Source organism: Chitinophaga sp. G7 BAM 1005 (assembly GCF_057126945.1).
Genome location: NZ_CP181478.1, coordinates 6,124,926 through 6,140,613, shown reverse-complemented (window position 1 = coordinate 6,140,613; position 15,688 = coordinate 6,124,926). Strand labels below are relative to the sequence as shown.

Here is a 15,688-nt window from a genome sequence, read left to right as displayed (position 1 = left end):
TCAGGGCTAAGGAAGATCAGGCATAGGAAGAGCGCGATATATCACCGGCATTGATACGCCGGTAACTGGTCAGACCTGGTATTACCAATGGCCGGCAGGGAATAACATGCACACTTGCAGCTTAAGGTATTCATTGTTTGTTCCCGGCTACAGTTAACCAATCAAATCCTATTCACATGGGGTGATAGTACATACAAGAACGGACCGTTTTTCCAGGCAGTCCGGTTTTTTAAACATTGAGATGAACATTTAGTTGAAGTCTTTGCGACGCATGCTAAACGGGGCCACTTATTCAGGTAGTCCCCTGATTTTTAATCCCATAAAACTTTTATATGAAAACATTATTGGAGTGCAACATACACGATGGAAGCTTTATGCCCCGGACCGTTTTTCTAAACGGTCCCCATTACCGGAATCACCAATATGAAGGCGCATACCCTGCATATTGTTTACATATAAAACCATACGTTAAACCGGTCAGTGTAGAAACGAGATCATTTATGCTGCGATTGATTCGGAAAACCGGGGGACTGTTTTTCCAGACGGTCCCCATCTTTAAAAACCAGGCTGGTAACAGTCTTACTTATAGAACGTTTTCTTGCTGGTACCATTTGATTTGGGAAAGGAAGGGACCATCTTTCCAGGTGGTCCTGATTTCTTCCTCCGGATCATAACAACAAATAAGGTTAAACAATGGATCGGACATACTAAAAGACAGGGGCTGTTTTTCCAGGCGGCCCCATCTCCTTACTAACACATGGTAACGCAGCGGTAATACCGCGCTTACTGCAACATAGCTCATTTTTGAGGTGGACGTAAATAGATACCGGGGCTGTTTATCAAAACAGCCCACTATTTTAAACCGGATTTATAGGGAAAATGAAAGTTTTGGTGATAACTTCGTTACCTGCACTTTCATAGAAAGTGCCCCATCGAAAACGCAGTAAACCCGGATACTCATGCAATATCATCTCCTCGGAAAATCAGACCTCTCTGTCAGTGAAATCGGATTCGGCGGTATGTCGCTCGGAAATGATGATGCCGCCAATGCAAGCCTTATTCATCACGCCTGCGACCAGGGGATCAATTTCTTTGATACCGCCGACCTGTATGAACACGGACAAAATGAAACCACCGTGGGCAAAGCCCTGCAAGACAGAAGATCATCCGTTATCATAGCCACCAAAGTAGGAAATCAGTGGAAAGAAGATGGCAGCGGATGGGACTGGAATCCCCGTAAAGCATATATCATGGCCGCTGTGGAGGCGAGTTTGCAGCGACTGCGAACAGATTATATCGATCTGTACCAGCTGCACGGCGGCACCATTGCCGATCCAATCGATGAAACAATTGCTGCCTTTGAAACCCTGCAGCAGCAAGGGAAAATAAGGTACTATGGAATCTCTTCGATCCGGCCCAATGTGATCCGCGAATATGTACAGCGGTCAAATATAGTGAGCGTAATGATGCAGTACAGCCTGCTGGATCGTCGTCCGGAAGAAACGGCTTTCCCTTTGTTGAAGGAAAATAACATCGGCGTGCTGGCGAGAGGTAGTGTAGCGAAAGGCTTGCTGGTAAATAAACCCGCCGCGCCTTACTTAAACTACACTGCGGAAGAAGTAGCTGTTGCAGCTGCTGCTGTAAAATCGGTAAGTAGTGCTTCACGGGATGCTGCGCAAACAGCGCTGCGTTTTGTATTGCAGCAACCGGCTGTAACCAGCGCTGTTGTGGGCATACGCACACCGGCGCAGCTGGAGGATGCACTACGCGCTGTGCAAGCCACCGCATTACTGCCGGATGAAATTAAAAAGCTGGAACAGGCAGTAGCCATCAACAGGTATGATCAGCACCTGTAGCAGTTGCACCGGTGCTGGCGGCAGCAGGATTGCCGCATACTGCCGGCCTGCCGGTATTACAGAAAACAAAAGAACTCACTGCGCAGATGCTGGAAGCCAGGAAGAAAATTATCCGGCAACTATTGCTGGATCGTGCTCCCTCCGCAGCAGAGCCCTCCTGATAGTACGTACTTCACGCAGGCTGATCATCCGGTTCTGTTCCGGGTCCCATACCTTCAACCGGAAACAGGCGCACACATCCCGGAAGCCCAGGCTGGTAGTTTTAACACGCTGCATGGCAGGGATCTTTTGCATTACTTCCGGCAAACGATAAAAAGGAATACGCGCATTCAGGTGATGAATATGATGATAGCCAATATTACCGGTAAACCATTTCATTACCGGATTCATCACCATATAGCTGGAAGATAACAGTGCCGCTTTATCATAGCACCATTCCTTGTTTACATTAAACGTAACGCCCGGAAAGTTATGCTGCGCATAAAAAAGATAGGCGCCCAGTCCGCACGCAATGGTAAACGGAATCAGGATAAACAGCATCCAGCTTTCCCATCCGAGGAAATAAGCTACCGCTACGCTGCCGCCGATATGGATGATCAGCGCCAGCAAAGAATCCAGGTGTTTACGCGGACTGCTTACAAAAGATTGCACACACATACCGATCATAAACATCGACAGGTAGCCGGCTGCAATGGTTAGCGGGTGACGGCTGAACAGGTAAGTTCTTCTTTCCGCCGGTGCGATGGATTCAAATTTCTTACGGGTAATGATAGGGTAAGAGCCGATGCTGGCGCTGAACAACTTTGAATTATGTTTATGGTGGTAATCGTGCGAACGCTTCCAGATACTGGAAGGCGCCAGTACATACACGCCAAAGGTAACCATGATCGCTTCCGCTAACCATGATTTATGCAGAATAGCATGATGCTGATGATCATGATAAATAACAAACATTCTTACAATCAGCAATCCCGAAAGGATACTGGACATTATTTTCAATACCAGGTAAGGTAATACCAGGGTACCTGTTAAGGCCAGCATCAACAGTAATAATGTTGATATTGTATAAAGCCAGCTTTTGGCTCTCTCTTCGCGTGCATACGGCTTGGTAGCCAGTATCAGTTGTTTTCCTTCCAGCATATTGTTGTAGGATAATCTATCTTAAGTTGTTGTTGTGTAAAATGATTAAATAACGGCCGTGCGTTTGTGTTTCCATCTTTTATGCGACCAAAGCCACGTTGCCGGCTGGGAAACAATGTCCTCTTCCAGTTTTCGGGTATGTGCGGAGGTAATGGCGCCGTCTTTTTCTTCAGCGGGTGCAGCGGTCAGTAATTCTGCCGATACGGTGTAGTAACCTCTCTTTTCACGTTGCACGGTTACGTACACTACCGGGTAGTTCATTTTCTGCGCTATTTTTTCAGTACCCTTGAAAACAGGAGTATCCTGGTGCAGGAAGTTGAGCCATTGCGCTGTTTTGGGCTGTGGCGCCTGATCGGCGATAAAAGCGGTGGCATTTACTTCGTCGCGGTTTTGTACCATGTCGCGGAAAGTATCCTGCATGGCTATCAGTTTGGTGCCAAAGCGGGTGCGCATGCGGTACATGAGACCGTTAAAATGTTTGTTAGCCAGCGGGTGATAAATCACATAAAGCTGCTGACGGCAAAGGATACTGAACGTATTTCCGGCCCATTCCCAGTTGCCTTTATGCCCCATCACCAGTACTGCGCTCTTTTTTTCTGCTTCGAGCCGGTTAAAAAGCTCCAGTGTAGCCGGTGTAAAGCTACAGTGTTTCAACATTGCTGTTTTGCTGATGGTGAGCGTTTTAAACGTTTCCAGGAAAAGATCACACAGGTAATGATAGAAATCTTTACAGATGCGTTGGATTTCTGCTTCACTCTTTTCAGGAAAAGAATTCCGCAGATTCTGAAGAACCACCTTTTTTCGGTAGCCCATCACGTAATACAACAACACGTATACTGCGTCAGAAACCAGGTAAAGCACACGAAATGGCAGCAGCGATAGCGCGTAAATCAGTGGTAACAGTAAGTAGTAGGCAATTGCAGACAATGTGGCACAGGTTTTTGATACTTCGAAAAGTATTATTGAAAATGTAAATGTATATCTTAAAGAACACTTTTCATAGCAGTATCCGTGAAAAAAACGATGCATCAGTTCATTTAGTATCTTTATTGGGTAGTGTTGTCTAAACTTTAACAGTTCCAGATGAAGACCATAGCCCGATTTGCGAGATACGGCTGCCTGCTGGCAGCGATTGGCAGCCTTTCTTATTGCGCCCGTAATCCATATGGCGGTACCAATAAGGTATACCGGCAGGAAGCTAAATCCTACGCAAAGGTGTTGCGTCAGCAACCAGGAGCGCTGAATGGCGCTGGTGGCGCAGAAGCTCCCTCCTGGGTAGGTACGGTGAACTTTAATATGCGGAAACCCAGTCTTGTTATCATACATCATACCGCTCAGAATTCATGTGAACAAACATTGAAAACATTTACCCTGCAAAGAACACAGGTAAGCGCTCATTATGTAATATGCCGCAACGGAGCCATCCATCATATGCTGAACGATTATCTCCGCGCCTGGCATGGAGGCGTTGCCAAATGGGGTAACCTCACGGATATCAATTCTTCTTCCATTGGCATAGAGCTGGACAATAACGGTAAGGAACCCTTCGATTCCGCTCAGATCCGCAGCCTGCTGGTGTTGCTGGATACCCTGCAGCACCGCTACAATATCCCTGCAGCCAACTTCATCGGTCACGGCGATATCGCACCCGGCAGAAAGGTAGACCCCAGCGCCTGGTTCCCCTGGCAGCAACTGGCGGATAAAGGCTTTGGCCTCTGGTATAAAGACACCAGCACCACCGTTGTACCTGCAACATTCGATCCGATACTGTCGCTCCGGATTATCGGATACGATGTGAAGGACTCGTCTGCCGCTATCATGGCCTTTAAACGCCATTTTATGCCAGACGACAGCCTCCCCGGTCTTAATGATGCCGGCAGGAAAATAATGTTCAACCTGCAACAGCAATACCAATGATCTGTTAAGAAGACACCCAACTTTACTTTTACCCCTACGTCTCCCCACAAGATTATTTTGTGAAGTGAGATAAATGTCATATTTTAATAATGAGTTAAAAAGAGATATAAACCAAAATCAGCAATCAAAGAGATCATTTTCCCGGACTTGTTATATACCTATTCTCCATGTTATACTAATCTTTCTTGTTATGAAACGTTCATTTAAATTCCCGTTACTGCTGGTAGCAGCCAGTGCCGCATTGCTATGCTGGCCCCGCGAACAGGCCACCGCCCAAACAGATCATCCCGTAAAAGATTCCTCCTGCCTGGTAAAAACAGACGTCAGCTACGATTTTGCAGATAACATGCACAAAAAAGTAAACGACGTCATAGAAGATAAACTGGCGGGTGGTATCGAAGAAAATGGTAAGGTTACCTGGGAAAATTCTCCCGACGCCCCGGAATATTACCAGGTAGTGTTACGCAAAACAAAGGTGACCATCAAATACAAAGGCACTATCTGTGAGGACAGAATGATCTGGCAGAATATTGAAGACTGTAAAACAGCCCTCAAAAAACTGCTGGAGGCGAAGTAGCATGATCTTTCAATTTTAATAAGATGGAATTTACCGGGGCCTCCCGGTAAATTTCCGGAAAGTCGTTGTTTGCTGCCTGTACCCCTGATCTCTCCTGCTGCCGATTACGGGGCTAATCGCTCCTATGTGTTACTCCTGTCACACCCCTAAACCTGGATTCTTCATATTACACTTATAGAAAAGACAGTGATAAATCATAGATAAGCCGTATCTCTATAGGTATGACTTATATACGGCTTAACTATGGGTTATATATGGCTTATCTATGGGTTATCTCTAAATAGCGGATACCTGTCTTATCCTAAAAGAACTTTACAGGCATGGGCAACCGCATAATCTGCTACATTTTTACCACCGCGGCATCAGCGGAATTATCCTGCGCCAGTCAGGCCAATGGCAGGGGATGCCCGGGAATAAGAGAAGGGTTTGCTTTTTTATATGTGGAACTTTGTGTGTACAATATAGCCTGCATTTGTTCTTTGTGTAAACGATTGCAATAAAAATAACTTGCTTATTAATATAATTTATTTTAATTATGTGTTCTGGAATTAAGTTTAAATTTATCGGGATCATGCGGAATATACGGTATCGGCTGAACGAAGACAGAAAGCGGGTGTTCAGTATCGTCATGTTGCTGTCGTTAACAGCTTGTCAGCAAAGCAGAATAGAAGAAACGGATAACATTGCAGTAGCGGCGCCTTCGGAGAATATCCGGCCGCTTACGGAAGACGAAGACTCCCTGCAGGAAATACAGCGGAACATTGCCTGGGAGCAGATAGAAGTTTTTCCCTTTGGCCAGGCGCTCATCAATAACAGAGTGCCGTTATTTACCAGCAGGCAGCGCCTGGAAGCGGCCATAGGAATGGCCGACAGCATTATATCTGCCAATGGCGAGGATATTTGCGGATCGCAGTTTGAGGAGGATTTTGATTTTTTCTATAAAGACGGATCGACTTTCGAACACTGTAAAGATTCACTGGCCTGTGAAGAATTTGTTTTTACAGAAAGTAACTCGCTGACTTCCGGTAAAATTACACTTAGCCGCCATACTACCTGGGAAGAGGTAAAACGGTTATATCCCCATGCAGTATTGCAGGCGGAAAATGAGGGTAAGAAAGATATGATCATCCTGCGCGATTCTTATAATAAAGACAGCGAAAGCAGCGTACAATTATATTTTGAAAACGACAGCCTGGTGCGCGTCGTTAATTTTATTCCCTGTTGATTAGTTACATCACCGGTGTTTTACCGCCATCTACCGCGGTGCTGGTACCTGTAATATAAGCAGCAGCGGGTGATGCCAGGAAGGCGGCCAGCGCCGCTATTTCATGGGCCTCTCCAAAACGTTGCATCGGAATTTCTTTCAGCCATTCTGCTTCTATCACTTCCGGAGATACGTTACGGGCAGCTGCGCTGCTCTTAAACAATCCTTCCAGCCGCGCGGTAGAAGTGGAGCCGGGCAATACATTGTTCACCGTAATGCCATGTGGCGCCAGTTCCATGGCAAGGGTTTTAGACCAGGCTGCCACTGCCCACCGGGTAGTATTGGATACGCCGAGATTTTTTATAGGTGCTTTTACAGAAGTGGAAATGATATTGATGATGCGGCCAAAACGGGCGCTGATCATGCCGGGCACAAATATCTGCGCCAATGCCTGGTTACACAGCAGGTGTTGTGAAAAGGCCGCGGTGAATGCCGCCGCGCTGGCTTCTAAAATGGGTCCGCCAGCAGGTCCGCCGGTATTATTAATGAGTATATGCACGGGGCCGCGTGCAGCAATCTTTTCCGCTGCTGCCGTTACCTGCGATACATCTGAAAAGTCGGCGATGGCATAACTGTGTTGTTGTCCGTTAGAGGCACTGAGTGCAGGCAGTACCGCTTTTAAGCTGTCTTCATTCCTTGCAAATAAAATACACGTAGCACCTAACAATGCGAGTTCCGTTGCAGTGGCCAGTCCAATTCCCTGTGAGCTGCCGCATACCAGTGCTGTTTTTCCTTTGAGTGAGAGATCCATCCGTGATAGTTTTATGTACAATTTAGCGAAAAATGTTTGATGCCTATAAAAGCAAAGGGATGGCCATTGAGCCATCCCTTTGCTTTTATATTTAGTAAGATAACGTTATACACGGACGTAGATCTTTTTCCTGTCGAGAATAAATCCTACCAGCCAGCAGGTGAGCATGAAGGCCAGTGAAAACAGCAGCGACCCAAATTTGCCCGGCGACAATGGCTGGAAGATGGTGTCGTTGATCCATTTATAAAGCGACACGCCATTGACCATAAAGAAAAAGAACAGGATAGCCATTACTTCCGACAGCAGGTAGAGGAACAACGGGTTTTTACCGAACACCGTAAAGAAGCCGGCGCCTTTGGTAACGCCGAGGATATCTATCACAAAAATCAGGAGTGATAGCAGCAGCAGGTCTATCCCGATGGTGAGCAATACATAGGAGCTGGTCCACAATTTTTTATTGATCGGGAATACCGTGTTCCATGCATATGCCAGCAGCAGGAACAATACGCCGGCGCCAACCATACGGAGTAAGCCGGGTTTTGTTCTGCCCTGTTGCTGAACAAACAGGCCGGTGTAATAACCTGCCACCACGTTTACCACAGCAGGAATGGTGCTGAGGATACCTTCCGGATCAAAGGCAATGCCTTCGCCATGATACATGTGGTTATCACCTAAAATAAGTTTATCGAGCAGGATGCCGGCATTGCCACCCATGCTATACTGTTCGCCGGGAGTACCGAAATACCACATAACGCCCCAGTAACCCAGGAGGAACAGGGCGCTGATGGCCCATACCACTTTTTTAGAGCAGTAGTGGATCAGGAGAGAGGCAATACAGTAACACAATGCAATACGTTGCAGCACGCCCAGTATACGGGTATGATCAAATGGTTTGAATTCGAATCCGGTATCGGTATGTTCTACAAACGGGAACCAGTACATCAGGTACCCGAGCAGGAAAATGATCAGGGTGCGTTTGAAAATTTTTCCCAGCACCGCTGAATTTCCCAGTTGTTCGTATTTCCTCATGCTGAAGCTCATGGCATTGCCTACAGCAAAAAGAAAAGAGGGAAATACCATATCGGTGGGTGTCCAGCCATGCCAGGCAGCATGGTCAAGTGGCCAATAAGTTCCACCAGTGCCGCCTGTGTTCACTATGATCATGAAACAAACAGTCAGTCCGCGGAATACGTCCAGCGGTAAAAAGCGTTGAGAGCTTTGTGTCATTTCCCTTTAATTGTATTGGTTGATAAGATGGTAAGGATAGAAAAGAGCGTTGAGCTGCCTACAATATATACATCTAAATGTCAAAATCCAAATATGAATTCTTCCCGGAAAAACAAATTGAGACATATCAGCTAACCTGAGACACGTATAATCACTATTTTGGTGACTCCACTAAAAAAGTTACGTTATGAATTACAGATTTATTGCGTTGTGCGTGGCCGTGCTTGTTCAGATGAGCTGTAAGCAGCCCGGAAAAGGGCTGTGGTCAAAGGAAAGGGCCAATGCCTGGTATGCAGGTAAAGACTGGATCAGGGGAAGCGATTTCATTCCCAGCACCGCTATCAACCAGCTGGAAATGTGGCAGGCCGCTACTTTTGATACGGCTACTATTAACCGGGAACTGGGTTATGCAGAAGGGATCGGGCTGAACACCATGCGGGTGTACCTGCATCATGTGCCCTGGGTGGTTGACTCTGCGGGGTTTAAGCAAAGGATCAGCACCTACCTGGATATTGCGGACAGGCATCATATCTCCACGTTGTTCGTATTTTTTGATGATTGCTGGGACAGTACTTACCAGGCCGGTCCCCAGCGGGCGCCAAGACCGGGCATCCACAATTCCGGCTGGGTGCAGGACCCGGGATTGGCTATCCATGAGCGTCCTGCGCTTGTAGATACATTGGAGAGATATGTGAAAGATATCATGACTTCTTTCGCCAAAGACAAGCGAATCCTGTTATGGGACTTGTATAATGAACCCGGTAACTCCGGTCATGGCAACAAAAGTTTGCCCCTGCTGGAAAAAGTATTTGCCTGGGGCCGGGAGGTAAACCCTTCGCAGCCTTTGTCGGCCGGGATATGGGACTGGAAGCTGAAAGAGCTTTCCAGATTCCAGGAAACACATTCCGATGTAATTACCTATCATAACTATTCCCCGCCGGAAGAGCATCAGCGGGATATTGATACCCTGCGTCCGTTGGGAAGGCCGCTTATTTGTACAGAGTATATGGCCCGTACGCGCAGCAGCCGTTTTGATAATATTATGCCGTTGCTGAAAAAGGAAAATATTGGCGCCATTAACTGGGGGCTGGTAGCGGGTAAAACCAATACCAAATATGCCTGGAGTACGCCAATGCCGGATGGCAGCGAGCCTCCTACCTGGTTTCATGATATTTTCCGGCCGGATGGAACGCCTTATAGTGAAGAAGAAGTGAAAGTGATCCGCGGGTTAACCGGTAAATAATGATGGTTGCCGGCTTTCCTGGTACAGGAAGCCGGCAGCTCATGCTATTTTGAAAATCCTCTTCCCAGTACTTCATGTACTTCGTGTATTACCACAAAGGCCTCGGGGTCGGTTTCCTGCACCAGTGATTTAAGTCGCATCAGCTCCTGTTTGCCGATCACTACATACAATACTTCTTTGGGAGCGCCGGTATAGGCGCCATGCCCGTGCAATACGGTGGCGCCGCGTTTCATTTCGCCGGTGATCTTTGCCGCAATGGCTTCCGTGCGTGCGGAAATAATGGTGATGGCGCGTTTGGTGTTAAGACCATCTACGATATAATCCACCGTTCTGGCGCCAATGTATACGGCAATAAAAGTGTACATGGTTTTTTCTATGCCTATAATAAAGGAAGAAGCCATGATCACAACAATGTCGAAAATAAGCATGGCGTTGCCCAGTGTCCAGCCGAAATACTTGTTAAATAGCCGGGCCACAATGGCCGATCCGCCGGTGGTGCCGCCGGACAGGAATACCAGGCCAATACCAATACCTACCAGCAGCCCTGCAAAAATAGCTGCCAGCAAAGGATTGGTGGTAACCGGGGCGAGTTTGTTTTCTGTGAGATACAGGAACAGGGAGCAAAACAGGATGCCGAGGATGGTATATACCATACTTCTTTTGTCCAGGAGCCGGTAGCCCGTTACAATCAGGATCGCATTGATGATGAAGTTGGTCACGCCAGGCGACCATCCCCAGTAGTAGTAGGTTACAATGGTAATACCGATTACGCCTCCCTCAGATAATTTGTTGGGAATAGCCAGGTAGTTGATGCCTGCTGCAAAGATGAAGGCGCCTGCTATAATGAGTAATATGTTTTTCACATGCTCTTTCATGCCGCAAAAATACGCTTTTGTGGTACGCGGATTTTGACTCACCCCTCCGGGATAAAACAAAAAGTCACAAAAAAATTGCGCAATTATTTGGAATTAATGAAACTCGATGTATATTTGTCTACCAAATCAGTAGACTAATAAAATCTACCACCACAGGGAAGCATCAGGCAAACGCTTCCGGCATCCTTTGACCACCAGCAAGGTGTTGCTGCCATCATTATTGAAAATGTGTAAATAAAAATACACTATGAAAAGGCGCACGCTAACTAGTGGAATGCGTTACCACACGCAAAATATCGTGGTAAATATCACCTGTCCCCGTTACATTCAAATGGCGGGCTGTTATTGCAGCCGCTGTTGAAAAGAAAATCCTGCGTTCTGTAAGCTGTAAATAGAATGCCTGGTCTGGCTTGCGGGAAAGGTGTGCTGCAAATTTATTGGTGGTAAATTTATCAGCAATGTACCTCCCCGCATCCTCCTGGCATTTATCAAACTGAAATCCTAAACTGATCTCTCTCGTTTTATTTAACATGAAAACAATTATCAACTGTTCAGCCTTGATGCCCTTACCTGGCAGGCCGGTGATAACAGCTGTGTAAGATAATATAACGTATACGTATACACGATATTATCCGGAAGCGGTCGGGCAACATACGAGTTAACGTATACGCCTATACTTTTTTCGGAAATCCTGATTAAAATGAAGGAACCACCTGTTTTCAGGTAAGGTCCCCAGTGCCAGCAAGTCCCGACACGTGTCGGGACTTCTATTTTAATACTATCTCCATTATATATATAGCCTGTTCCATTACCCCGGTATCATATACCCCGCCCCGTTATCCATCTCCCAGAAAATATATTTTCAAAAACCTTATGGAAAATATTTTACTATCTCATCTAATTAAAAAACATATTACTATGGACTCAGCTAAAATCCCGGGGAATGATTTCCTCGACATTCTCTTCTATGGAAGGAACAAAGATTATGGGGCCTATGAATTACGCAGTCGCTACGACCGGCGTGTTCGCAACGCAGTAATGGGCACCGCTTCTATTATGCTGGTAATGATAGGCGGCTATGTATTAAACAACACATTGATGGCCGCAGAAAATGTACACCGGCCTGTATTGGCAGAGAAAAAAATTGAATTACAGGTATTGGAGATGCCACCGGAACCTCCCGTTACTATTCCTCCTCCACCAGTAACCTCGGCCCCGCCGCCAATGGCCGCTTCTATCAGGGCAACCACACCGGTGATTGTAGATACGGATGTTCCGCCCGATGAAATGCCTCCGAAGAATGCGGATATGAAGAACAACGTAGTGGGCTTTACTACCACCGAAGGAGTAGAAGGAGGTATGGACATTGATCTGAACGCGAGTGGCAATAGTAGTTCCGGCGTAATAACAGTAGAAAACAAAGCTGCTGATGCCGCCGGTCCACTTAATTTTGTGGAAATCATGCCCGAATTCCCTGGTGGTGAACGTGCATTAGCGAAATACCTGGGGAATAATATCCGGTATCCGCACCTCGCCCAGGAAAATGAAATACAGGGAATTGTATATATCCAGTTTGTAGTAAACCGTGATGGTACAATTTCACAGGTAAAAACAACCGGCGCGGCGAAAGGCGGTGGGCTTGAAGAAGAAGCGATCCGCGTGATCAGCAAAATGCCAAAGTGGAAACCCGGCAGACAGAATGGACAATATGTGGCGGTGTATTTTAACCTGCCGGTCAACTTCAGATTAAGCGGTAACTAAGTAACCCGGTGGTTTCACGTTCCTTACATTTCAATTAAACTCTTTCATTAATAACCCGGAAAAGTTCTGTCATCATTTGACGGAGTGATCTCCTATATTATTATCTCCTTAATTCTTAATTCCTGTTTATCCGGCTTACATCCATTTTAACCTGCGCATTCTGATTCCTGATACCAGTCCCGGCCCGCATATAGCGGCCGGGATTGCTTTTTAATACCTTTGCTTCTTATTAGATAATATTCAAACATTATCACTGTCTGTAAAACAAAAATCAAAAATCTAAGAAATTAACATAATAATTATTAATTTAACAGCCGCTTAGTCTTCTACTTTAGCACTATAAACGGATAATTAGTATGGAAGCGCCGGTAAATAATTCGCTGCAACAGTTCAAAAACCTTGTTGGGACCAAGTTTCAGCTGTATAATAGCCTCTTCACCTCTTTGCCTTTCCACCGGGTGGAAAAGACAGGGATCTTCCTGTCCCTGTTCCTGCTTCACTGTGAAGAAGGATATGCCAAAGGCAACAGCCCCCAGGAAATTATGGACTCCTTTTTTTCCCAGTATACCACCTATACGGACGAAAAGCAACGAACAGAACTGTTGTTCCGCTTTGTGCAATACGCTGAAAGACAGGTAGTGCTGTTTGACGCACTGGAAGATGCGGCGTTCCGGAATATCCGCGACCTGCAGGGCACCGGCACTTTGCGCCACCTGCAGTCTGAAGTGATCCAGGAACAAGCCCAGGATAAACTAAAGGATAAACTGAAGGATTTTTCCGTGAGACTGGTGTTGACAGCGCATCCTACACAATTTTACCCCAGTGAGGTACTGGGTATTATCAACGATCTGTCTAAAGCCCTTATCGACGAAAATACCAGCCAGGTAAATATGTACCTGCAACAGCTGGGGAAAACACCCTTCTTCAAAAAAGAAAAACCTACCCCGTATGATGAAGCCATCAGCCTGGTGTGGTTCCTTGAAAATATATTTTACCAGTCGGCCGGCCGCATCCTGTCGTCTATCCGGGCGCAGTTTCCGGGCGCCATCAGCAGCGAGAACTCCGTGATCCGTATGGGCTTCTGGCCAGGTGGCGACCGTGACGGGAACCCGTTTGTGAAAGCGCCCACCACTGTGGAAGTCGCCGCCGCCCTGCGCGCGTCTGTTATGAAATGCTACTTCCGTGAAGTACGGAACCTGCGCCGCCGCCTTACTTTTAAAGGTGTGGATAATGTAGTGGCTGCACTGGAATCAAAATTATCCCGCAACCTCTTTATTCCCGGGCATAAAGCGGATATCAGCCGCCAGGAAATACTGGACACATTGTCGGATATACGAAATACTATTATCGCCGATCTGAACGGGCTGTTTGTACACCTGGTGGATAACCTGATCAGCAAAGTGGAAATATTCGGATTGTTCTTTGCTTCCCTGGATATCCGCCAGGACAGCTCTGTTCATGAAGCCGTACTGGAAGCGGTAGCTGCTAAAACAACCGCGCTGCCCGATAATTATACTTCCCTGGGAGATAAAGAAAAAATCAGTGCATTACTGAATATAAAAGAAGCTGCAGATCCAACAGCACTGGAAAACCCGTTGCACCAGGATACCCTTCAAACCATTACGGCCATTAAGGAAATACAGGTTGCCAATGGGGAAGAAGGCTGCAACCGTTATATTATCAGTCATAGTACCAGTGTACTCAACGTAATGGAAGTATACGGGTTGTTCCTGCTGAGCGGCTGGAAAAAGGAAGAGATGACGGTAGATATTGTGCCGCTGTTTGAAACCATCGATGACCTGCGTCATGCAGGACAGGTGATGAAAGAGCTGTACGAAAACGCCGATTACCGCGAGCATCTGCGTCGCCGGCAGTGCAAACAAACCATTATGCTCGGCTTCTCTGATGGCACCAAAGACGGTGGGTATCTCATGGCCAACTGGAGCATCTATAAAGCAAAAGAAAAACTCACTACTATCTCCAAAGAATACGGTATCAACGTGGTGTTCTTTGACGGCAGGGGAGGTCCTCCGGCCCGTGGCGGCGGGAAAACGCACCAGTTTTATGCTTCTATGGGCAGGAACATTGCCAATAAAGAAATACAGCAAACCATACAGGGGCAAACCATCAGCTCCAACTTTGGTACCGTGGATGCAGCACAGTTCAATATGGAACAGCTGATACACGCGGGCATCAGCAATGAACTGTTTTCTTCCCGTGAAGTAACACTGAGCAAATCGGAAGAGGATCTGCTGCAATCACTTGCTGATGAAGGGTATAAATCTTACAATAAATTAAAAACACATCCTCATTTCCTGGCTTACCTCGATCATGCCAGCCCGCTGCGTTACTATGCGGAGGCTAATATCGGCAGTCGCCCCAGCAAACGTAATGCCTCTGCCAAACTCAATCTTAATGATCTGAGAGCAGTGCCTTATGTAGGTGCGTGGAGCCAGCTGAAACAGAATGTACCGGGCTATTATGGCGTGGGCAGTGCGCTGGAACAGCTGGAAAAACAAGGTAAATGGGAAGAAGTACAGGCGTTATATGTGCACTCCCTGTTTTTCAGGACATTGCTCGATAACTGTGTAATGGCGATGAAGAAGAGCTACTTCCCGCTCACCGCTTACCTGGCAAAACATCCGCAATACGGCGAAGTATGGCAGATGATCTATAATGAATTTGAGCTGGCTAAGAAATACCTGCTGAAGCTGACCAATGAGCCGGAACTGATGGCCGGCAGCCCGATTGACCTGCTGTCTATCCAAATGAGGGAAAGAATTGTGCTGCCATTGCTTACTACCCAGCAGTATGCGCTTACGCGTATCCGGGAGCTGGATTCACATCCCGACAACGGGCATGGCAGGGAAACCTACGAAAAGCTCATCATGCGTTGCTCTTTTGGTATTATCAATGCCGGCAGAAACTCGGCATAAAAATTATTCATTATCCGGCTGCGGAGTTATGTGGAAATAGTGATGGTGAACAACATCAGCTGCTATCTCCATATAACTCCGTAATTCGTAATTTGTAATTCGTAATTCTTCCCTACTTTTACACCTCCTTAAGTAACTTCT

14 protein-coding genes are annotated in these 15,688 nt (G+C 46.6%); 7 read left to right on the top strand and 7 right to left on the bottom strand.

From position 1 onward, the window contains the following. Positions 1–583: 583 nt before the first annotated feature. Positions 584–802 (bottom strand): hypothetical protein, encoded by a 219-nt coding sequence (locus tag ACMXI2_RS24625; RefSeq protein ID WP_483778634.1) that lies wholly within the window; start codon positions 800–802, stop codon positions 584–586. 157 nt (positions 803–959) lie between these two features. Between ACMXI2_RS24625 and ACMXI2_RS24620 the strand changes: the two genes are divergently transcribed. Continuing rightward, positions 960–1,856, top strand: a complete 897-nt coding sequence (locus ACMXI2_RS24620; protein WP_483778633.1) for an aldo/keto reductase — start codon at positions 960–962, stop codon at positions 1,854–1,856. Between the two features lie 108 nt (positions 1,857–1,964). On the opposite strand, the gene ACMXI2_RS24615 is transcribed toward ACMXI2_RS24620, so the two are convergent. Then, positions 1,965–2,996, bottom strand: coding sequence for a fatty acid desaturase family protein (locus ACMXI2_RS24615; RefSeq protein ID WP_483778632.1), 1,032 nt, complete (start codon positions 2,994–2,996; stop codon positions 1,965–1,967). A gap of 45 nt (positions 2,997–3,041) precedes the next feature. Beyond that, complete coding sequence (locus ACMXI2_RS24610) at positions 3,042–3,923, bottom strand: lysophospholipid acyltransferase family protein (protein ID WP_483778631.1); 882 nt, start codon at positions 3,921–3,923, stop codon at positions 3,042–3,044. 156 nt (positions 3,924–4,079) lie between these two features. Here ACMXI2_RS24610 and ACMXI2_RS24605 point away from each other — a divergent pair, with 156 nt between their 5' ends. The 3 genes from ACMXI2_RS24605 to ACMXI2_RS24595 all read left to right on the top strand — a co-directional run bounded on the left by ACMXI2_RS24605 (position 4,080) and on the right by ACMXI2_RS24595 (position 6,715). Next, positions 4,080–4,913 carry an N-acetylmuramoyl-L-alanine amidase gene (locus ACMXI2_RS24605; RefSeq protein WP_483778630.1) on the top strand — a complete coding sequence of 278 codons (834 nt, stop codon included), beginning with the start codon at positions 4,080–4,082 and terminating at the stop codon, positions 4,911–4,913. A 190-nt stretch (positions 4,914–5,103) separates the two neighbouring features. After that, the gene (locus ACMXI2_RS24600; RefSeq protein ID WP_483778629.1) at positions 5,104–5,490 is read left to right on the top strand and encodes a hypothetical protein; all 387 of its coding nucleotides are present in this window, start codon (positions 5,104–5,106) and stop codon (positions 5,488–5,490) included. A 571-nt stretch (positions 5,491–6,061) separates the two neighbouring features. Then, on the top strand, positions 6,062–6,715 hold the full coding sequence (locus tag ACMXI2_RS24595) for a hypothetical protein (RefSeq protein ID WP_483778628.1): 654 nt from the start codon (positions 6,062–6,064) through the stop codon (positions 6,713–6,715). Between the two features lie 4 nt (positions 6,716–6,719). Here ACMXI2_RS24595 and ACMXI2_RS24590 read toward each other — a convergent pair whose 3' ends face one another. After that, entirely contained in the window at positions 6,720–7,505 is a 786-nt protein-coding gene (locus ACMXI2_RS24590) for an SDR family oxidoreductase (protein ID WP_483778627.1), read from the bottom strand. Between the two features lie 105 nt (positions 7,506–7,610). Next, entirely contained in the window at positions 7,611–8,732 is a 1,122-nt protein-coding gene (locus tag ACMXI2_RS24585; protein ID WP_483778626.1) for an acyltransferase family protein, read from the bottom strand. A gap of 187 nt (positions 8,733–8,919) precedes the next feature. Here ACMXI2_RS24585 and ACMXI2_RS24580 point away from each other — a divergent pair, with 187 nt between their 5' ends. Next, a complete protein-coding gene (locus tag ACMXI2_RS24580) occupies positions 8,920–9,975 on the top strand; it encodes a glycoside hydrolase 5 family protein (protein ID WP_483778625.1) in 1,056 nt (351 codons plus the stop codon). Positions 9,976–10,019: 44 nt separating this feature from the next. Here the strand turns inward: ACMXI2_RS24580 and ACMXI2_RS24575 are convergent, their stop codons facing one another. Both ACMXI2_RS24575 and ACMXI2_RS24570 read right to left on the bottom strand, forming a co-directional pair. Continuing rightward, positions 10,020–10,850 carry a YitT family protein gene (locus tag ACMXI2_RS24575; protein ID WP_079470903.1) on the bottom strand — a complete coding sequence of 277 codons (831 nt, stop codon included), beginning with the start codon at positions 10,848–10,850 and terminating at the stop codon, positions 10,020–10,022. A 262-nt stretch (positions 10,851–11,112) separates the two neighbouring features. Continuing rightward, positions 11,113–11,382 carry a hypothetical protein gene (locus ACMXI2_RS24570; RefSeq protein ID WP_483778624.1) on the bottom strand — a complete coding sequence of 90 codons (270 nt, stop codon included), beginning with the start codon at positions 11,380–11,382 and terminating at the stop codon, positions 11,113–11,115. A 386-nt stretch (positions 11,383–11,768) separates the two neighbouring features. Here ACMXI2_RS24570 and ACMXI2_RS24565 point away from each other — a divergent pair, with 386 nt between their 5' ends. Both ACMXI2_RS24565 and ACMXI2_RS24560 read left to right on the top strand, forming a co-directional pair. After that, on the top strand, positions 11,769–12,611 hold the full coding sequence (locus ACMXI2_RS24565; RefSeq protein WP_483778623.1) for an energy transducer TonB: 843 nt from the start codon (positions 11,769–11,771) through the stop codon (positions 12,609–12,611). A gap of 356 nt (positions 12,612–12,967) precedes the next feature. Continuing rightward, positions 12,968–15,547 (top strand): phosphoenolpyruvate carboxylase, encoded by a 2,580-nt coding sequence (locus ACMXI2_RS24560; protein ID WP_483778622.1) that lies wholly within the window; start codon positions 12,968–12,970, stop codon positions 15,545–15,547. Positions 15,548–15,688: the final 141 nt, after the last annotated feature.

What these genes read in the sequence shown, in the direction of transcription:
- ACMXI2_RS24580 (WP_483778625.1), top strand. Translation starts at nt 8,920, where the DNA reads ATGAATTACAGATTTATTGCGTTGTGCGTGGCCGTGCTTGTTCAGATG.
- ACMXI2_RS24600 (WP_483778629.1), top strand. Translation starts at nt 5,104, where the DNA reads ATGAAACGTTCATTTAAATTCCCGTTACTGCTGGTAGCAGCCAGTGCC.
- ACMXI2_RS24615 (WP_483778632.1), bottom strand. Translation starts at nt 2,996, where the DNA reads ATGCTGGAAGGAAAACAACTGATACTGGCTACCAAGCCGTATGCACGC.
- ACMXI2_RS24560 (WP_483778622.1), top strand. Translation starts at nt 12,968, where the DNA reads ATGGAAGCGCCGGTAAATAATTCGCTGCAACAGTTCAAAAACCTTGTT.
- ACMXI2_RS24625 (WP_483778634.1), bottom strand. Translation starts at nt 802, where the DNA reads ATGAGCTATGTTGCAGTAAGCGCGGTATTACCGCTGCGTTACCATGTG.
- ACMXI2_RS24570 (WP_483778624.1), bottom strand. Translation starts at nt 11,382, where the DNA reads ATGTTAAATAAAACGAGAGAGATCAGTTTAGGATTTCAGTTTGATAAA.
- ACMXI2_RS24590 (WP_483778627.1), bottom strand. Translation starts at nt 7,505, where the DNA reads ATGGATCTCTCACTCAAAGGAAAAACAGCACTGGTATGCGGCAGCTCA.
- ACMXI2_RS24575 (WP_079470903.1), bottom strand. Translation starts at nt 10,850, where the DNA reads ATGAAAGAGCATGTGAAAAACATATTACTCATTATAGCAGGCGCCTTC.
- ACMXI2_RS24565 (WP_483778623.1), top strand. Translation starts at nt 11,769, where the DNA reads ATGGACTCAGCTAAAATCCCGGGGAATGATTTCCTCGACATTCTCTTC.
- ACMXI2_RS24605 (WP_483778630.1), top strand. Translation starts at nt 4,080, where the DNA reads ATGAAGACCATAGCCCGATTTGCGAGATACGGCTGCCTGCTGGCAGCG.
- ACMXI2_RS24585 (WP_483778626.1), bottom strand. Translation starts at nt 8,732, where the DNA reads ATGACACAAAGCTCTCAACGCTTTTTACCGCTGGACGTATTCCGCGGA.
- ACMXI2_RS24595 (WP_483778628.1), top strand. Translation starts at nt 6,062, where the DNA reads ATGCGGAATATACGGTATCGGCTGAACGAAGACAGAAAGCGGGTGTTC.
- ACMXI2_RS24620 (WP_483778633.1), top strand. Translation starts at nt 960, where the DNA reads ATGCAATATCATCTCCTCGGAAAATCAGACCTCTCTGTCAGTGAAATC.